Source organism: Anaeromyxobacter oryzae (assembly GCF_023169945.1).
Classification (GTDB): domain Bacteria; phylum Myxococcota; class Myxococcia; order Myxococcales; family Anaeromyxobacteraceae; genus Anaeromyxobacter; species Anaeromyxobacter oryzae.
Genome location: NZ_AP025591.1, coordinates 4,563,078 through 4,579,778 on the forward strand (window position 1 = coordinate 4,563,078; position 16,701 = coordinate 4,579,778).

15 protein-coding genes, 1 tRNA gene and 1 pseudogene are annotated in these 16,701 nt (G+C 69.1%); 7 read left to right on the top strand and 10 right to left on the bottom strand.

The window, feature by feature from the left end; all coding sequences use genetic code 11:
* Positions 1 to 9 precede the first annotated feature (9 nt).
* Positions 10 to 1,329, top strand: coding sequence for an aminopeptidase P N-terminal domain-containing protein (locus AMOR_RS19995; protein ID WP_248353504.1), 1,320 nt, complete (start codon positions 10 to 12; stop codon positions 1,327 to 1,329).
* A 31-nt stretch (positions 1,330 to 1,360) separates the two neighbouring features.
* On the opposite strand, the gene AMOR_RS20000 is transcribed toward AMOR_RS19995, so the two are convergent.
* The gene (locus AMOR_RS20000; protein ID WP_248353505.1) at positions 1,361 to 2,053 is read right to left on the bottom strand and encodes a methyltransferase family protein; all 693 of its coding nucleotides are present in this window, start codon (positions 2,051 to 2,053) and stop codon (positions 1,361 to 1,363) included.
* Between the two features lie 409 nt (positions 2,054 to 2,462).
* On the opposite strand from AMOR_RS20000, the gene AMOR_RS20005 reads away from it, so the two are divergent.
* Positions 2,463 to 2,536 (top strand) — tRNA-Pro (locus AMOR_RS20005).
* A 201-nt stretch (positions 2,537 to 2,737) separates the two neighbouring features.
* On the opposite strand, the pseudogene AMOR_RS29865 reads toward AMOR_RS20005, so the two are convergent.
* The 7 genes and pseudogenes from AMOR_RS29865 to AMOR_RS20035 form a co-directional block, all read right to left on the bottom strand.
* Positions 2,738 to 3,850: pseudogene (locus AMOR_RS29865) on the bottom strand (tyrosine-type recombinase/integrase); the annotation flags it as partial.
* A 9-nt stretch (positions 3,851 to 3,859) separates the two neighbouring features.
* Complete coding sequence (locus AMOR_RS20010) at positions 3,860 to 4,078, bottom strand: helix-turn-helix domain-containing protein (protein ID WP_248353506.1); 219 nt, start codon at positions 4,076 to 4,078, stop codon at positions 3,860 to 3,862.
* A gap of 114 nt (positions 4,079 to 4,192) precedes the next feature.
* On the bottom strand, positions 4,193 to 4,648 hold the full coding sequence (locus AMOR_RS20015) for a hypothetical protein (protein WP_248353508.1): 456 nt from the start codon (positions 4,646 to 4,648) through the stop codon (positions 4,193 to 4,195).
* Between the two features lie 11 nt (positions 4,649 to 4,659).
* Positions 4,660 to 6,723 carry a DUF3854 domain-containing protein gene (locus AMOR_RS20020; RefSeq protein ID WP_248353509.1) on the bottom strand — a complete coding sequence of 688 codons (2,064 nt, stop codon included), beginning with the start codon at positions 6,721 to 6,723 and terminating at the stop codon, positions 4,660 to 4,662.
* Positions 6,724 to 6,789: 66 nt separating this feature from the next.
* Positions 6,790 to 7,038, bottom strand: a complete 249-nt coding sequence (locus tag AMOR_RS20025; protein ID WP_248353510.1) for a helix-turn-helix transcriptional regulator — start codon at positions 7,036 to 7,038, stop codon at positions 6,790 to 6,792.
* A gap of 233 nt (positions 7,039 to 7,271) precedes the next feature.
* On the bottom strand, positions 7,272 to 7,790 hold the full coding sequence (locus AMOR_RS20030; RefSeq protein WP_248353511.1) for an ATP-dependent metallopeptidase FtsH/Yme1/Tma family protein: 519 nt from the start codon (positions 7,788 to 7,790) through the stop codon (positions 7,272 to 7,274).
* 2 nt (positions 7,791 to 7,792) lie between these two features.
* Positions 7,793 to 8,176 (bottom strand): hypothetical protein, encoded by a 384-nt coding sequence (locus AMOR_RS20035; RefSeq protein ID WP_248353512.1) that lies wholly within the window; start codon positions 8,174 to 8,176, stop codon positions 7,793 to 7,795.
* A 1,251-nt stretch (positions 8,177 to 9,427) separates the two neighbouring features.
* On the opposite strand from AMOR_RS20035, the gene AMOR_RS20040 reads away from it, so the two are divergent.
* The 4 genes from AMOR_RS20040 (at position 9,428) to AMOR_RS20055 (ending at position 12,313) form a co-directional block, all read left to right on the top strand.
* On the top strand, positions 9,428 to 9,694 hold the full coding sequence (locus AMOR_RS20040; RefSeq protein WP_248353513.1) for a hypothetical protein: 267 nt from the start codon (positions 9,428 to 9,430) through the stop codon (positions 9,692 to 9,694).
* A 5-nt stretch (positions 9,695 to 9,699) separates the two neighbouring features.
* The gene (locus tag AMOR_RS20045) at positions 9,700 to 10,122 is read left to right on the top strand and encodes a hypothetical protein (RefSeq protein ID WP_248353514.1); all 423 of its coding nucleotides are present in this window, start codon (positions 9,700 to 9,702) and stop codon (positions 10,120 to 10,122) included.
* Positions 10,123 to 10,448: 326 nt separating this feature from the next.
* On the top strand, positions 10,449 to 10,988 hold the full coding sequence (locus tag AMOR_RS20050) for a hypothetical protein (RefSeq protein ID WP_248353515.1): 540 nt from the start codon (positions 10,449 to 10,451) through the stop codon (positions 10,986 to 10,988).
* A complete protein-coding gene (locus AMOR_RS20055) occupies positions 10,988 to 12,313 on the top strand; it encodes a phage major capsid protein (protein WP_248353516.1) in 1,326 nt (441 codons plus the stop codon). The genes AMOR_RS20050 and AMOR_RS20055 overlap by 1 nt, the downstream gene beginning before the upstream one ends.
* Before the next feature lie 763 nt (positions 12,314 to 13,076).
* Here AMOR_RS20055 and AMOR_RS20060 read toward each other — a convergent pair.
* The gene (locus tag AMOR_RS20060; protein WP_248353518.1) at positions 13,077 to 13,604 is read right to left on the bottom strand and encodes a super-infection exclusion protein B; all 528 of its coding nucleotides are present in this window, start codon (positions 13,602 to 13,604) and stop codon (positions 13,077 to 13,079) included.
* Between the two features lie 155 nt (positions 13,605 to 13,759).
* Here AMOR_RS20060 and AMOR_RS20065 point away from each other — a divergent pair, with 155 nt between their 5' ends.
* Complete coding sequence (locus AMOR_RS20065) at positions 13,760 to 14,134, top strand: hypothetical protein (RefSeq protein ID WP_248353520.1); 375 nt, start codon at positions 13,760 to 13,762, stop codon at positions 14,132 to 14,134.
* 52 nt (positions 14,135 to 14,186) lie between these two features.
* Here AMOR_RS20065 and AMOR_RS20070 read toward each other — a convergent pair whose 3' ends face one another.
* Positions 14,187 to 16,700 carry a DEAD/DEAH box helicase gene (locus AMOR_RS20070; protein ID WP_248353521.1) on the bottom strand — a complete coding sequence of 838 codons (2,514 nt, stop codon included), beginning with the start codon at positions 16,698 to 16,700 and terminating at the stop codon, positions 14,187 to 14,189.
* Position 16,701: the final 1 nt, after the last annotated feature.

Sequence of the window (16,701 nt, forward strand, 5' to 3'; positions counted from 1 at the left end):
CCTCGCGCCATGTCCTTCGACCCGACCGTGTACGCGACGCGCCGCGCCCGCATCTTCGAGGAGATGGAGCGGCGCGGCGGCGGCGTGATGGTGCTGCCCGCCGCGGACGAGAAGCTCCGGAACCACGACGCCGAGTACCTGTTCCGCCAGGACTCCGACCACGCCTGGGCGGTCGGCCTCGACGAGCCGCAGGGCTGCGCGGTGTTCGCGGCGCGGAAGGGCGAGCGGAAGCTGGTGCTGTTCGTCCGGCCCCGCGATCGCGAGCGGGAGATCTGGACCGGGCGGCGCGCGGGCCTCGAGGGGGCGAAGGAGCTGTACGGCGCCGACGAGGCGTACCTCGTCGCGGACATGGACACGCGGCTCCCCGACCTCGTCGAGGGCGCGGCGACGCTCTGGTGGCGGATCGGCTTCGACGAGGCATGGGACGCGCGGCTCCCGCGGATCCTCGCCGGGCTCCGGTCCGCGGCGCGCCTCGGGAAGATGCCGCCCGGGGGGGTGGTCGACCCCGGCCGGATCCTGCACGAGCTGCGGCTCGTGAAGGCGCCGGACGAGATCGCGAAGCTCCGCCGGGCCGCCGAGATCACCGCCGAGGCCCACATGGCGGCGATGCGCGACGGGCAGCCGGGCCGCAAGGAGTTCCAGGTCCAGGCGGAGATCGAGTACGCCTTCCGGCGTCGCGGCGGGACGGGCCCCGGCTACGGGACGATCGTCGCCGCCGGCGCGAACTCGACGATCCTGCACTACCGCGCCGGCGACGCGCCGCTGAAGGACGGCGACGTGTGCCTGGTGGACGCGGGCGGCGAGTACGACTGGTACACCGCCGACGTGACCCGGACGTTCCCGGTCTCCGGCGAGTTCACGAAGCCGCAGCGGACGCTCTACGATCTCTGCCTCGGCGTGCAGAAGGACGCGATCCTCGCGGTCCGCGCCGGCGCGACCATCGACGGCATCCACGAGGGCGTGGTCCGCAAGCTCACCGAGGGGCTCATCGGGCTCGGGCTCCTGCAGGGGACGGTCGACGAGCGGATCGCCGACAAGTCGTTCCGCAAGTACTACATGCACCGGACCAGCCACTGGCTCGGCATGGACGTGCACGACGTCGGCGACTACTACGTCGACGGCAAGTCCCGCGCGCTCGTGCCCGGGATGGTCGTGACCATCGAGCCCGGGATCTACGTCGCCGAGGACGACGAGGCCGCGCCGAAGGAGATGCGCGGCGTCGGGATCCGGATCGAGGACGACGTGCTCGTCACCGCGGACGGCCCCGTGAACCTCACCGAGGCGGTGCCGAAGGAGGTCGAGGAGATGGAGGCGGTCTGCGTGCGGTGAGCAGCCGCGCCGGGCAGGGCCGGGCCGGTATTCACCAGACGCGAGGCACGAGCCGGTACCGGACCTCGCCGCAGTAGGCGCGGTACCCCGGGAGCTCGGACGCGAGCAGCCGCTCCTCGTCCACGAGGCGGGCGACGATCACGCCCGCGAGCGCGACCACGAACGGCAGCGCCACGAGCGAGCCGAGCGCGGGCGGCGTCGCCGCGAGGAGCAGGAGCGCGCCCGCGTACATCGGGTGCCGCACGTGGCGGTACGGCCCCGTCGAGACGACGCGCTGACCGGCGCTCACCTCGACCAGGGCGGACGTGTGGCTGTTCTCCCGGAACACGAGGAAGACGATCGCGAAGCCCAGGACGACGAGGGCGTCCGCGGCGAGCGAGACCGGGGAGGGGACCGACGACCACCGGAAGCGCCGGTCCAGCCCCGACGCCACGAACAGCGCGAGGAAGCAGAGCGTCGCGAGCGCCTGGACCACCTGCTGCACGCGGCGCCGCTCCGCCACGGGTCCGACGGCGAGCCGGCGGCGGATGAGGTCCGGGTCGTGCCGCAGGAAGTGGATCGTGATGACGAGCACCGCCCCGAGGAAGACGCTCCAGTACAGCCACGCCTGCCAGTAGCGCAGGGTCCCGGCCGACCCGAACAGCGCGGCCGCGAGGACGAGCTGCAGCCACGCGATGCCGGCGACCGACTTCATCCACAGGACGGCCGGGCTGTCGCCGGGCATGCTCCGCTCCCTCCACCCGCCGTCCCCGCGCTCGAGACCGCCTCGAGGAGAGCGCACGGGAGGCTCCGATTCCTGGACGATACCCCTGCGCGGGTCGCCGGTGCGGACGCAGATGCCCCGGAGGGGCGCCCCGTGCGCGCGGTGCCAATTGCAGGCGGACCGGCAGCCGGCCGCGTGCTCGCAGCGGGTCGCCTCTGGCAGGCGCGCAGCGTCCCGTCGGAGCGAAGCTCCGACGTAGCCCGGACAGCGGCGCGGCCTGCTCCGATGCGCTCGATTCGCCCTGCGCGCCGGCCTCGAGCGCTCCGTCGCGTTCGCCCTTGACACCCCCCGGCCTCGGGCAGTATCTACGCGGCCTTGCGTCGGACCGAGCCCTCCCGAGGCGCGGTGCAGCACCGACGATCTGCAGCATCGGGGAGTGGCTCAGCCTGGTAGAGCACTTGGTTCGGGACCAAGGGGTCGCAGGTTCAAATCCTGTCTCCCCGACTCAGAAGCCCTCGGAACCGCTCGCGAAAGCGCCGGCTCCGGGGGCTTCGCCGTTTCGGTCTCGGGGTCGTGCAGTGCTGGCGCAGTGCTGGCCGCGTCGACCGCCGCCTGCACGGCCGCCACCGCCGCCCGCGCGTCCCGATCGTCCAGGTGCGTGTACGTGTTCGCCGTGAGGCGCGGGTCGCTGTGGCGGAGCAGCTTCTGCGCCACCGCGAGCCCGGCGCTCCGCACGACGGCCGTCCCGAAGCTGTGCCGCGTGCCGTGGAAGGTGACGTGGCGGGGGAGAGGACGCGCCCAGAGCGCCGCCTTCCCGCAGCGCGGGCACGCCTCGGGTAGGTCGGCGGTCTGGTGTCGCTCGCGCCACCCGCAGCGCCACGCGCGGCAGCGGTGCTCGTACCCGTCGACCACGCCCGCCTCCCGGATGGCGGCGCGCAGCATCTTGCCGAGGCGCAGGTCACGCGGCTGCATTGAGCCGTCGGCCTGTGGGAAGACGAACGGCCCCGGCGACTTCATCGCCTCGACGAGGAACGGCTTGAGGCCCGGTGCGACGGGGACGGGGAGTGACTTCCCGTCCTTGGTCCGCGGCGCGTCCCATGACCGCGCCACCATGATGATGTCGGCGCGCAGGTCGACGTCCTCCTTCCGCAGCCCGAAGACCTCACCGGCTCGCAGGCCGGCATAGAGGCCGAGCGCGACCGGACCGCGCCACTCCTCCTGCACCTGAGCCAGCACGGCGCTCCACTCTGCGGGCTCGAGGATCTTCTTCGGCGTCGCGACGACCTTCGCGCGCGGCACGTCGGCGACCGGGTTCGGCCGCCCCGCCCACGGGCCGCCCTGCTCCCGGGCGAGCTCGAAGACGTTGAGCGCGTACCAGCGGAGGTGGTTCCTCGTCTTCGGGGCGAGCCCGGCGGCCTCCTTGTCGGCGAGCCAGCGCCGGAACACGACCGTCGTGAGCTCGCGCAGCGGGAGGTGGCCCAGGTCCGGGCGCAGGTGCTTGTTCAGCGCGATGGGCACGGCGACCGACTTGAGCGTCTTGCCGTGAACGTCCCACCACCAGTCGATGAGATCCGAGAACGGCCGCCGCAGCCACTCGGTCGAGGCCGCGTCGATGCCCTGACGCTCGCGCCTCGCCCGCTCCCGGTACTCGTGGAGCCGGCGCTGCGCCTCGGCCTCGATGCCCTTCTGCGTGAGCGGGCGGCCGTCCTTCCCGGCCGACGGGATGGTCTCCTGCCGCTGACGGTAGTTGCCGTCCTCCCACTGGATGACGGCGCGACCGTCGGGGCGGAACGTCAGACCACGGACCCTGCTCTTCATGGACCTCTCCTACTTGGCCCGGACGGGCCTCGGCGGGATCGGCTCCCCGCGCATGAACGCCCGGACCGTGTCGGGGTGGAAGCGGAGGAGCCAGCCGATGCGGATGGCCGGCAAACGCCCCTCTCGCTGCAGCTTGTAGATCATCGACTCGGACGCCTTGAGGAGCCCCGCGACCTCCTTCGCGGTGAGCAGCGCCTCGGGCGCGGTGTTCGGGACGGCGGTGTTCATCACAACTCTCTCCACTACGAGCAAAGTTTGCCGGACTCGGGTCCGGTGAGGTGCGGGTGTCGCGCCGTGTCGGTCGAGGGAGTGCGGCGCGACGGTGAGCGGGCGAGGCGTGGTCTACTTGACGGGTACGCCGCGGAAGTCGCGGCGCCAGATCTCGATGAGGAGCGAGTGCAGCGGCCACCACCAGGAGTGCGCCGGCGAGCTGACGCTCACGACGAACCCGTGGTCCGTCGTGAGCGGCTTGAGCCGCTCCTCCCACGCGGCCATCGCCTCGGCCTCGTCCGCGAAGTACGGCTGGGAGGTGAGGCCCACCATGTCCCCGGTCTCGACGCACTCCCAGAGCTCGACGTGGTCGAGCCCGCAGCGGAGCGGGTTGGGGACGCCCTGTGCCACCGCCTCGCGGTCTCGGCGGTCGAGAAGGTGCAAGCGGGTGCGGTCACGGCGGGCGGGGCGGACGCCGTGCCACTCCATCCACACGGACCGGAGGTCGTTACGGAGCTCCAGGCGGTAGCGGTTCGCCTCCAGGTACCTCTGGCGGTAGATGTCCGCGAGGGCGGGCTTCTTCTTCATGTCGTCCTCCCCTAGAACTTCCGCTTGGGCTTGGCAGTGAGGGCCGCCTTGCGGTGTGCGACCCATTCGCGGTCGCTCGCGGCTGCCCACTTCTTGCGGTTCCGCACGGCCCAGAGACGTTCCGTGCGCTCCCCGATGCGCAGGAACCGCCGCTCGAAGCGCGCCTTCTTGAGCTCGATCCCGATGCGACCCTCAGTGACACGGCCCGAGTCCATCGGGTCGTACGCGTTCAGGACCTCGGTCGAGGTGAGAAGGTCGCAACTGTTGGTCAGCGCGCTCGGTTCTTCGGCGTCGTCGGCGATGCGGAGGTCCTGCACCCAGCGCCCCACGTCGCTCTTCGAGTCACGGACCATCTCCAACTTGGCGGCCGTCATTGGCGCCGCCGCGCGCGGGTCGAAGTCGCCAAGGTCGAGGTTGAGCAGGTATTGGAACAGAGCCGCGGGCCCGCCGCCGAACCGCCATGCGCGCAGGTCTTGGACGAACTCGGACGGCAGCTTGCCTGCGGTCACCTCGTGGATGAAGAAGCGCCGGTCGGCGTCCTCGAGGAAGAAAGCGTCGGGGTGGTTGGACGTGAAGAAGTAATTGGCGCAGGTGTCGATCTCGTACGCAGGCACGAACTTCTCGTTGACCGTCATCTGCTCCTGCACGACGACGTTCTTCAGCTTGTCGGCGTGCTTCCGGTTGTTGTTCCCGGTGATCTCGTCGCCGTGCACGAACTGCCGGTTCGCCAGCAGGCCGTTGAAGGCGCTCTCCAGCGTGTCCGTGTTGACGAGGATCGCGTTCGTGCCCTTGCCGTACACGTCACGCAGCAGGTCGCCCGTGAACGACTTCCCGATGCCCTGCACGACGCCCCAGAACAGGACCGACGTGAAGAGCTTCGTTCCAGGGTGCTGCATCGGGTACGCGCACCACCGCTCGAACCAGACGCGGTGCTCGCGGGAGGCTCCCGTGAAGACGTGGTCGAGGAGGCGGTGCCACGGGCGAACGTCACCGGCGCGCGGCTCGACGCCCCAGCCCTGCCACATGTTGAAGCAGCGCTCCGACTCGCCGCGGTGGCCGATCCGTTCGATGGCGAGTGGTTGGCCGGGAGCGTAGATGAGGCGGTCGAACTCGTTGCGGTGACCCCACTCGAGCCACGCGCGGGCGGTGCTGACCTCCTTCGTCTTCGCGACGCCGTTGACCTCCCCGAGGTGGCGCTCGAAGCGCCGGTTGGCGTACGCGTGCGTCGCGAACGCGTCGGGCGAGATGACCTTCCGCTTGCGCTGCACCACGATGACGCCTGGGTCGAACACGTACACAACGTCCGCGTTCATCTCGTGCAGAGCGAGCGCCTCGTCGGGAGCGGTCGCACTCTCGACGAGGGCGGCGACCGCCTCCGGGCCGTGGGCGACGATCAGATCGTCCAGCCCCTGCTTCCCGCCACCTTCGGCCGGGGTGACCGTAGCCACCCGCACGCGTGCCCCGCGGTCGAGCAGCGCGCGAGCCAGCTGGTTCTGTGCGCGCAGGACGTCGGGGTTCGTGGCGAGGTCGCTGTCGTAGATGATCGTGACCCGCCGGTTCGCCCACTCCGCGTGCGCGAGCGTCGGCAGCATGTGTAGGCCGCGGCTCTTCGACCGCCACACGTCCACCCCGCCGAGTCCCAGCGTCGGCAGCCCGTGGGCGCACGCGCAGGCCGCCTTGAACTCGCCCTCCGTGATGATCAGGTCCACGTTGGGGTCGGTGAGAACCTCGGCCCATGGTCCGTCCAGAAGCGGCGGCATGTAGACTTCGTTCAGAGTCCCGGCGGGCTGCGCGAACCGCTGCGGCTTCGTCGCCTGCGCGAGGAAGCCGGTCCGCGCCTCGTCGAGGAACCGCACCCGGCAGAACTTGGTCGGGGTCCCGTGCTCGTCGAAGTATGGAATGAGGAGGCCCGCCATCGCGGGCGTGATGCCCTTGTCGGCGACCTGCTGCCCGGTCATGGCGCGCAGCCGCATCCTCTTCGCGTGCTTCTCGGCGAGTCCGCTCGACTCCCACTTCTTGCGAGCGAGCGTCTGGAGATCGGGCTGGGCCCGAACGATGGTGGATGATGCGGTCACGTGTTGCTTCCTCCCTCGCCCTCTCTCAGTTGTGGCCCGCGCCCCATCGCGCGAGGCGCCTCGTTGCTAGACCTTCACACCGGGCAGCAGGTCCGCCGGGGCCAGGTCGAGGTGCGGCGCGAGCCGCACGGCGGTGCGGTAGGTGAAGTCGCCGGCCTCGGCCCGCTGGAGCGTGTTCAGGGCGATGCCCGACATGACCGCGAGCTGCATCTGCGAGAGCGAGAGCGCCGCGCGCCGCTCGCGCAGCTTCACCCCCACCTTCACCGCGGGCGCCCTGGACGGCCTCTTCTTCGCGTTCGAACCGTTCGTCTCCATTGCGTCTCCTCCGTCGGTGCGCGGCAGCGCACGTTACGTGAAACCCTTTTCGACGCGTTCGTGGTTTCGTGCACGAAATGCGTCGCATGCATCGAGATCGCGCAACGGACACGAGTGGTTGCGGACGTGCGCGTCTGCGGGACGTCGGTCAGAATTGGGCTGTCAGGGGCCCCATCCCCTGACGACCTCCGGGCCCGGCGCGTACCCTCCCTCGCGCGCCGGGCCTCCTTCGTTCAGCCGCCGGCCCTCGCGATGCAGCGCCGCACCTGCGCACCCGAGAGCGTTCGGCGGGCGAGGAGCTCCGCGGCGACGGCCTCCACCTCGCGCCAGCGCCGACGCACCAGCACGCGCGACCGCTCCCAAAGCCACCGCATGTACGCCCGCCGCTCGCCCGCATCCGAGAACTGCTTGTCCAGCCCCGCCGCCCGCGCCGCCGCCTGGAGGTCCAAGCTGCCGCCGTAGTGCAGGACCGCCTGCGACACGTGCCGGCGCGACCGGCCCAGCGCGAACGGGAGCGGGCGGCCGGCGTGTCGCGCTTCGGCGAGCGGGCCGGCGTACGCGATCAGGATGTCGTCCTCACGCGATGGTGCGTCTTCGCGTTCGACCCTAGCGACCCTGACGGCGCGGAGACCTGGGGCGGGGACGATGGTGGTGGGGACGACGGTGGCGAGGAGGACCGACGCGCCCAGCCTCTCGGCGACGACGGCGTGGCCAGCCTCATGGTGGGCGACGCGGGCGAGCGGCGGGGGCATGGCTACGCGTCGGTGATGGTGAGCGTCGCGTTGACGGACGCGACGTGCTCGGTGATCTCGCGCACCCAGTGCGCGAAGATGCCCTTGAGCCCACACGCCACGGCGAGCGTAAGGATCAGGTCGTGGGTGATCCTTGGCGACGCCGGGTCGGTGAGCCACGCCAGGAACAGCCGCTCGATCTTCGGCTCGTACTCGCGCCGCGCGTCCTCGACGATGTAGTCGCCGTGCTCGTGCATCACGCCACAGAGCGCCTCGACGCACAGATCCGACGTGCTCATCTTCGCGTACCGCGTGTCGAGGTCCTTGGTGAACTCCTCCCCGGCGAGGTAGGTCAGGATCGCCTTCAGCCGCTCCTCCGGGGTCCGCGTGCTCTCGTCGCTGCCCATGTTCATCTCCGCAACGGAAGCACTGAGTCGCCCGGCCGATGAGTGCGGTGGACCTAGACCATCGCGCTCGCGGCCTGCCGGCATTCGCCTCCGTTCGTGCGGGCACCATGGATCGGGTTTGTCGATCCTGTCGCGAGTAGCGCCGGCTCGTGCGTACGATTTGTCCGCACGGATCGTGCATTCGTAAGGATCTCGATCTGTTATGCGGCGTCTGGATAAATGGCTAACGCCTGAAGCGGCATGGCTGGGCCCTTTCGCGGCCGAAGCGCCGAGCCCCGCGTCCCTCCTGTCAAGGCCGCGTCGCCGCCCGCGTCCGAATCCGGAGCGCGTCGCGCGTCGAGCCGCGAACGAGGCCCGTGCTCGCGACGTGGTTCGTCCGCGCTAGCAGCGGTCGGCGCTCCGTCCCAGTCCTGAGCGCGGAGCGCGTCGCGCTTCGGCCCACGGCGACACGCGTACGCGTTGCGGGAACTAGGAACGAGACACGAGGCGCTCAGCGCTTCGGCGCGTGGGCGCCGATGCCATGCGCTCGGCGCTCCGACGGCTGCGGTGGACGGCAGGAAGTGAACGCGTGGCTTTCGGCGCTCCGCTCTTCAGCGTGGCGCTACCGACGCGGGCGGGGGTCATCACCCGTTACGGGTGTTTCGGGTCGTTTTGGCAAGCCGTAACACCGTAACAGCCAGTAAGGCCGAGGGTTTGAGCTCGTACTGTTACGCTGTTACGGGTTTGCGTCGAATCGCGGGGTGGGAGAGAGCGCGGGGTGGTGGCCGCGCGCGGCCCCAGGTGGACCACGGCAACCCGTAACAGCGAAACATACGGCCGCAATTACTCGTAGTCACTGCGTGTTACGGTGTTACGGGTGCTCTGGCGACCCGAAACACCCGTAAACGGCAAGGTCTCAGCACGACTGCGGTTGCGCAGACCGGCACCGCGTTCGGGCGCTACTCGCCGCGCCAGCGCCACCCGGCGGCAGCCCGTGAGCACCGGGCGTCCTCGTCGACGACGACGTGAACGACGACGCCGGCCCACGACAACGCGCGAGCACCCCGGGGCGGCTCGATTTCTACAAGCAGTGCGCCAGGACCCGCGCGCCGCACGAAAGAATGTGAGGGCAACCGTGGGATTCCGGCTGTAACCCGACGCCACCCCTCCTCCTACCGCCGGCTTCGGTGTTCTCCCGCGCCCTCGCGGGCGCTTTCCTGCGGTACCCGCACCAAGCGTGCGCGTAGCCCGGTCACGGTCGAAGATGGCCCCATGCGCCACGACGACCGCATCCGCCTCGCCAAGACCGCACCGCCCGACGGCATGTACCCCGGCGCTGCTCGCATGTGGCGCCGTTTGGCCCCGCTCGTCGACGCGACCGGCCTCGTGATCCGCCCGGTGCACGCGGTGTTCGCATTCCGGGCCCTCTGCGAGAACGTCGCCGTCCATCGCGCGGCGGGCCTTCCGGTGAACGACGAGGCCGGCTGGCTCCGCACCTTCGGCCTGACGGTGCAGGACGTCGAGCGCGCCCTGAGGTGACCGCAATGCCCACCCGAGTCCCGTCCCGAGTGAAGAAGCTGCGCGGCACCTACCGCGCTGATCGCTCCTCCCGCAACGAGCCCACTCCGGCCGCCTCGCGCGTCCCGCCGCCTCCGACCGGCGAGAGCGCCGCCTTCAAGCGCAACTGGCGCGAGCTCGCCCGCCAGGTCGACGCGCTGAGCGTGTTCACGGAAACGGACTACACGGCCTTCCGTCTCCTCGTGCGCGCCGTCACGCTGATCGATGACCTGCCGCCGCTCGCGCCGCCCTCGGCCGTCGCGCGTCTGGTGCAGAACGCCTCCGGGATGCTCTCCCGGTTCGGCCTCGACCCCGCGAGCCGCGGGCGTGTCGAGTCCGTGAAGCCCGCCACAGGCGCGCTGGACCCCGACGACGAGTTCGCCGAGCCCGGCCTCCGCGTCGTGAAGTAGCCACCGCCGAGCGGCGCTCGCGCAAGTCCTCGTTCGCCCTCCGCGTTCGCGTCCGCCGAATCGCGCAAGCACTAATAGTGCGCGTTTCCGAAGCATCGGAAATGCTGGGGTCAGCAGTGAGCGACGAGGCGCACGGTGCAGTTCCGAGATCGATCGACGGCGCGAGGTGCGGGGAGGCCCCATCAGCCCAACCCGGCACGTGCTGGCCTCGCGCCGACCGGATCGGACGCACCGAGCCCCACCTCGCTCGCTGCGTCCGGGGCCCGGCTCCGGCTCCTCCAGGTCCCGGGGGCCGGGCTCCACTCCTCCCAACGCGAGGTGATCCCGTGACGTCCGAGCAGGCCAAGCAGGAAGTGGTGAAGGCGGAGCAGGCGCAGGCCGCCGCGGCTCAGGCCGTGAAGGAGGCGCAGGCCGCCGAAACGACAGTCCGCGACCAGATCGGCCAGGCCGCCTACGAGAACCGAATCGCGGACGTCGACTCGCTCAAGGCGAAGCTGCCCGCTGCAGAGGCTCGGACTCGTCTCGCCACGCTCGACGCGCGCCGTGCCGCCGACGCGCTTGCGCACGCGAAGGCCGTCCTCGGCCACATGACGAAGTTCAAGAAGCACTTCGACGAGCTCGCGGAGCGCGCCCGCCGCGTCGCGTCCATCGACGCCGAGCTCCGTGTCATCGCTGCCGAGGCGCACGCAGGCATCCTGGCGAAGCTGGAGGAGCGTCAAGCCGCGATCGCAGAGGGGCGTGAGGCGTATGCAGGGCTCGACGGGCCGGCGCGCACCGCCGTCTTCCAGGGTGTCGACCCCATTCCGGCCCTCTCGATGAGCGGCGTGCTGAGCGCGCTGGGCAGCATCAGCCCGGAGGTCCACTGATGGCGCGACGCCACGTCATCGTTCGGCGCTCGGAGCACCACGAGGCCGCCGGCGTCCTTGACCCGGCCGCGATCGTCGCCACGTACAACGACTCGATCTGGAGCGAGGCTGTTCGGCGCCGCGTGCTCGCCGCTGCCGACCGTCGCGCTCGGGCCGGTGCTCGCGAGGTCCGCCGCAAGCCGCGCGCCGCGCTCCGGCCCTCGCCGCACGTCGTCGCGGCCATCCCCAGCACCACCCCCACCGACCGGCCGGGCGACGCTCGCGCCACGAAGGAGCACACCATGAAGACCGCCTGGAACGGCTCGCTCGCCGCGTACGCCGTCGCCGTCCGCAACGCCATCACGAAGAAGGGCCCCGTCGACTCGCGCCTCGGCATCTTCGCCGCCGCGCCCGGCTCGACCATCTCGACAGAGGGCATCGGCTCCGACGGTGGGTACCTCGTCCCACCCGACGTGCGCCGCGCCGTCGTCGACGTGGTGCTCGGCGAGACGAGCCTGCTCGCGCTCACCGACCGCAACCCGACGAAGTCCAACAGCGTGCTGCTCCCGGCCGATGCCGCGCCGTCCTGGTACACGACGGGCCCGCAGCCCGCGATGGATCCGGAGGCCGCCGCGCTGAAGCAGTCGAAGTTCGCGCTGGAAGGCCGCACGGTGCGCCTGGAGAAGGTCGACATCCTCGTGCCCGTCAGCGACGAGCTCGTGGAGGACGGTGGCGCCGCGCTGGACGCCTACCTCAAGCAGGCCGTCATCGACCGCCTCGCGTTCCGCGTGAACGACCTGCTCATCAACGGCGCGGGGACCAGCGGCCAGCCTCAAGGCATCCTGAACTCGCCGGCCCTAGTCGTGCAGACCAAGGAGTCGGGTCAGGCCGCCGGGACCGTCGCGTACGGGAACGTCAGCAAGATGTGGTCGCGCCTGTACGCGCCCGCTCGCACGCGCGCCGTGTGGCTCTGCCACAGCGACGTGGAGCAGCAGCTGCAGAACGCCACCACGCCGCAGGGCACGCCGGTCATCGTCTACTGGCCCGAGGACAACGGCGTGGGGCGCATCTTCGGTCGCCCCGTGCTCGTCACCGAGGCCGCGCAGCCGCTCGGCTCGCAGGGTGACCTGATGCTGGTGGACCCGATGGGCATCTACACCGCCACGCGCGAGGGCGAGGACGACGGGCTTCGGGAGGACTTCTCGATGCACGTCTGGTTCGACTACCAGGTCAGCGCCTTCCGCTTCACCATGCGGCTCGGGGCGCAGTCGTGGTGGGCGCAGCCGGTAACCCGGTACCGCGGCGGCTCCACCGTCAGCACGCACCTCACCCTCGAGCCCCGGTAACCAGAGGGAGGGCGCTGCCGAGCGGCTTCGGTCGCTCGGTGCTCGCTTCAGGAGGAGTCCATGCGCGTCACCAAGTGCAGCCGGTGCCGCTCCCGGCCGCCTCGCCATGGCAAGCACACCTGCGCGGTGTGCGCGGCCCGCGTGGCAGCCCGCCGCCATGAACGTGCAGCTGCCGGCCTCTGCGCCTGTGGCCAACCAGCGCGCCCGGGGCGGAAGACCTGCGGTCGCCACCTTCAGGTCTGGGCTGTTCGCTCGCCACGTTCGCAGCGCAACGCCGCATGACCATCTGTCGCTGCGGCCGGCCAGCGAGGCCCGGCCTCAAGACCTGCGCTCGCTGCGCCCGGCGCGTCGCCGCACGGGCGGAGCGGATGACGGTCGCGGGCCTCTGCGTGCGGTGCGGGGAGCGCCCCGTCTGGCACGGGCGCGAGTGCTTCGTCTGCGCGGAGTGGCGGCGAGCTCGCCAGCGCGAGTGGTGGAGCGCGCGGCACGGGACGCGCAAGCGCGCTCAGCCCCGCCGCGCCGTGCGCGAGCAGGAGGAACCCGTGGCCGCCCCGACCCCACCTCGCGCGCCGTGCCGGTGCCGCGGGCTCCTCCGCTCCGACGGGAGCCGCTGGTCATGCCAGACGTGCGGGCGCGTCGTTCCGACGCTCGCGGCCTCGTGGGACCAGTACCGCCCGGGCGCCATCCGGTGCGCCACCCACGGGTCGCTCCCGCACACCGCCGCGGCGTGCCCGCTCTGCCTGCGCGCTGCGCGCGCAGCCTATTAATTCGAGTCGATCTCCCTCGGAGCAGCCGCGCCCTCGAGAAGGTGGGGGTTCCTTTTCAGGTGCAGACGAAGCCAGGGAATGATGGCGAATCCAAGGCCCTCAGCCATGTCGAAGCGCGAAAACCTGTGGATAAGCCCTAGCGACTCCAGACTCTCCGCCACTGCATCGGTGAACTCAAAGTTGAGCACCGCGACATCGTCGTCGAGAAATCGCTTCAAGAGCGCCTTCTGGTCCGGGCCGAGGTAGCGAAGGTTCTGCCTGTCGCGCCAGCGAAGTAGCAGCACCTGGCCCTCCCGCCCGAGATACGTCAGGAGCCGTGAGAGCAGCATCGCGAGCGCCACGATGAAAGCGGCGCCGAAGTGCGCACGATGCGTGACTCGAAGGCTATCCACGCCCATCGCCCCGGCCAGACCTGACGGAGCGAAGAGAGCCGCGCCGCTCGCGAGCGCGAGCGCCAACCAGATCTGCGCCGGCACCTTACGGATGTCGAAGAACTTGGGCAGGTCGGTCCAGGCGAACGCCATGACGCACAGAGTATGCCGACGCACCGACATCCTCAACCCGCGGAGCAGGGTCGGGGCTCCCTCAACCGGCTCACCATGGTCATACGGCGAGTCGTCTAGCTGCCTGTCTACAAGAATTCGCCTTGCAGTTAACTCCAACCGACGTCGAGGTCGCCATGACCAAGAAGACCGCCAGCCAGAAGACCACCCGCCGCCCCTCCATCTCGACCGCCAAGCCCGCCGCGAAGAAGACCGCGAAGCTCTCGGCTCCGGCTCCTGCCGCCGCTCCCGCGCCCGCGACGAAGCCTGCCACGCCGGCCCCCAAGCCCGAGCGCGTCACGCGCGCCGGTCTCGCGTACCGCCTCATCCAGGAAGGGAAGGGGAACGCCGAGGTCTGGGCGGCGCTGAAGGCCGCGTTCAACATGCCCGAGCACCACAGCTACTACCCGGCGTGGTACCGGGCGCACCTCGTGATGAAGGGCGGCATCACCAAGGAGTTCGCGGCGAAGCACCGCGGGCCCGCCATTCGGCGCAAAACCACCAAGATGTAAGACGGGGGCTCGTCCCGGAGCCAACTCGGCTCCGGGGCGGGCCGCGGGACAGCTAGGCACGACACAACTGAAGAAGCTCGCTCCTGCACAGAGCTGGAATCGGAAGATTCTCCAGCGGCGCTCTCCTGAGAACGGCGAGGCACTCCTCCGGTGCTGCCCGATCTGGAAACCTGACGAACCGTTTGACGAGCAACGCAGTGGTCCGGGACAACCCGATGGAGATGAGACCGAGGGTCACAGAATCCGAGGCGCCGCACTCCAGGAACAAATGCAGCGGAATAAGCCTCTCGATCAGGTCGGGCCGGTTCTTCTTAGCCAGAACTGCACTCAGTACGTCATTGTAGGCTTTGAGCGATTTCACATACCGATAGCGAAGATCCGTTTCCAGCGACTTCATCAGCGCGCGGATCTCGCTGCTAACGTTCCGGAACTGACCCTGCTGCTTCTGGTACTGGATGCGTTGCGCGATAAGCTGGCCAAGGGGCGTGTCGTGAATCCATTTCGACGCGAGCATCGCGAAGTACCGGTAGCTTTCATTGTGAACCCCTTCAAGAATTTGATCCGAATCTCGGAATAGCGAGCGCATCCGCTCGATGAATCCAGCTTCATACGGCATCAGCGGTAAGCACGATTCCAGGCTGGGTCGCGCCGATAGATCGTCAAATAGGGCTTGAAGACGCTCTGGCAGGATGGTTGAGTTCCGCTTGAATACGATCGCAGGCAGGGTCGGCTGAAACGATGCAAGCCGTTCATCCACGCGCCTGAGATTGTCACGGTTCTCGTCGGTTACGAACTCGGAACCCAGAAGTGAACGCCCAGCCTGCGTGAGGTCGGAATATGCCTTGCCGATAACTGCCTCTCCGAGCTCCGTCGCCTCGGGGGTTGCTTGGCCGTTGATGACATCCGTGAGCGTGTGGGACTGCGTCTTGAGCGTTAGTTCAAATGCCGTGGCGATGTCTTGAAGGTCGTCGCCCTCGTACGATTTCACGTCCCAGTCATTCGGTAATAGGCACCACACATTTCCATGGAACTCCTTCACGAGCCGTCCCGCGCGTCCGGCGAGATTCAAAAAATCTCCGCGCGTCATCGGCTTCCCTTGTCCGCGGTGTGGGTTTTCGAGAAGGATGTGTTTTGCAGGGAGGTTCACGCCCTGAAGTAGCGTGCTCGTACAGCACAAGAATCGCAGCTTGCCCGCGCCGAACAGTTCCTCGATGCGAGAGCGAACGAGCCCGGGCATATAACCATAGTGAAAGGCGACCCCTTTCGGGAGAGTCTCCGCCAGTGCGTAGTCGGGGTGAACGTGAGTCTTCACAAACTCGACGAAGTCGACGATCTCGGGATCGTCGCCAGCTGTCGCTGGCTCGAGCTTTGCGATGGCTTTCGCGAGATCCTCGGCCTGTGCCGCGCCGCCCGCGTATACCAACGTCGACTCGCCTTCCCGTGTCACGGCCCTCGCGAACTCGGCCCGCCGTGCGGTCACCGGACCAGAGAACCTGAAGGTCAGATCCTTGGAGCCTGCCGGAAGCTTCTCGCCGGATATCAGTAGCTCGTACCGCGCGGACTGAGGGCGTCGCTTCACTGGAGAGACGAGGATCAGGTTTCGGGAGACCGGAGAATGAGTTTCGAGAAGCGTTCGCCCCGGCCGTCCGAAGACGGTAAGAAGCTTCTCGGGATTGCGGGCCATCGGTGAAGCAAACATCACTTGTGCAAGCGGAAACCGTGTGAGGACGGTCTCTATCGCCGTTTGGAGCACGACTCCCCGAGAGCCTTCGCGAACGCCCTGCGCCTCGTCGACGACGAGGGTGGTGATGGCAGCCTCGCCGATGCTGGATTGGAGGAGAGAGAGCAGGCGCTCCTGCGTTAGAACGTAAACGACTCCCGCTGGAGCCAACTCCGGTGTCACGGGGAGCGGAACGCTTCTGACCGGGACGCCGGCGAGTCCGGACTTGGCGAATTCGTGGATCAGCCCAACTTGGACCTGCCGAATAAGCGCTCGCGTCGGGACGATGTAAACAATCTGTTCGGGCTTGGCGCGCAGACGCCGAATGATCTCGAGAGAAAAGACAAAGGACTTTCCAGCAGAAGTCGGTGCGGAAACGCTAAGCGCGTCGCCGTGCTCCATCTCCTCCAAGAAGTCGAATTGGAAGTCCGTTAATGTGACACGCTGTCCCGCAATGCCTTCTACGCTGTTTTCCTCTTCGCGTGAGAGCGCTTCGAGATCGAGCATCACTGGACGTCTTTGCGCTAGGGCGTCGTGCCGTTCACGAAAGAGCCGGCGGCCCGGAAAGTTGCCGAGACGGCCAAAGATGAAATCTGCGGCAGCGGCTACGGCCTCGTCGCCAGGCGCTGCTTCGGCCAGCCTCGTAGCGATCTCGTATGCGAGCGTGCGTTCTTCTGCGCTCGCGGAGAGCGCAAGTGCGGACGCTATCGCGAGCAGGTGAGATCCTTCTCGATTCGTCAGGGGCGCGGGGATGTCTCCGTGTGCCTGCCCCGGAAGGAGCGGGTGAACGCTCTGGACGACGAGTCGCTTGAACAGGGCGCGCGTGTTGTCGTCGATCATCGCCATC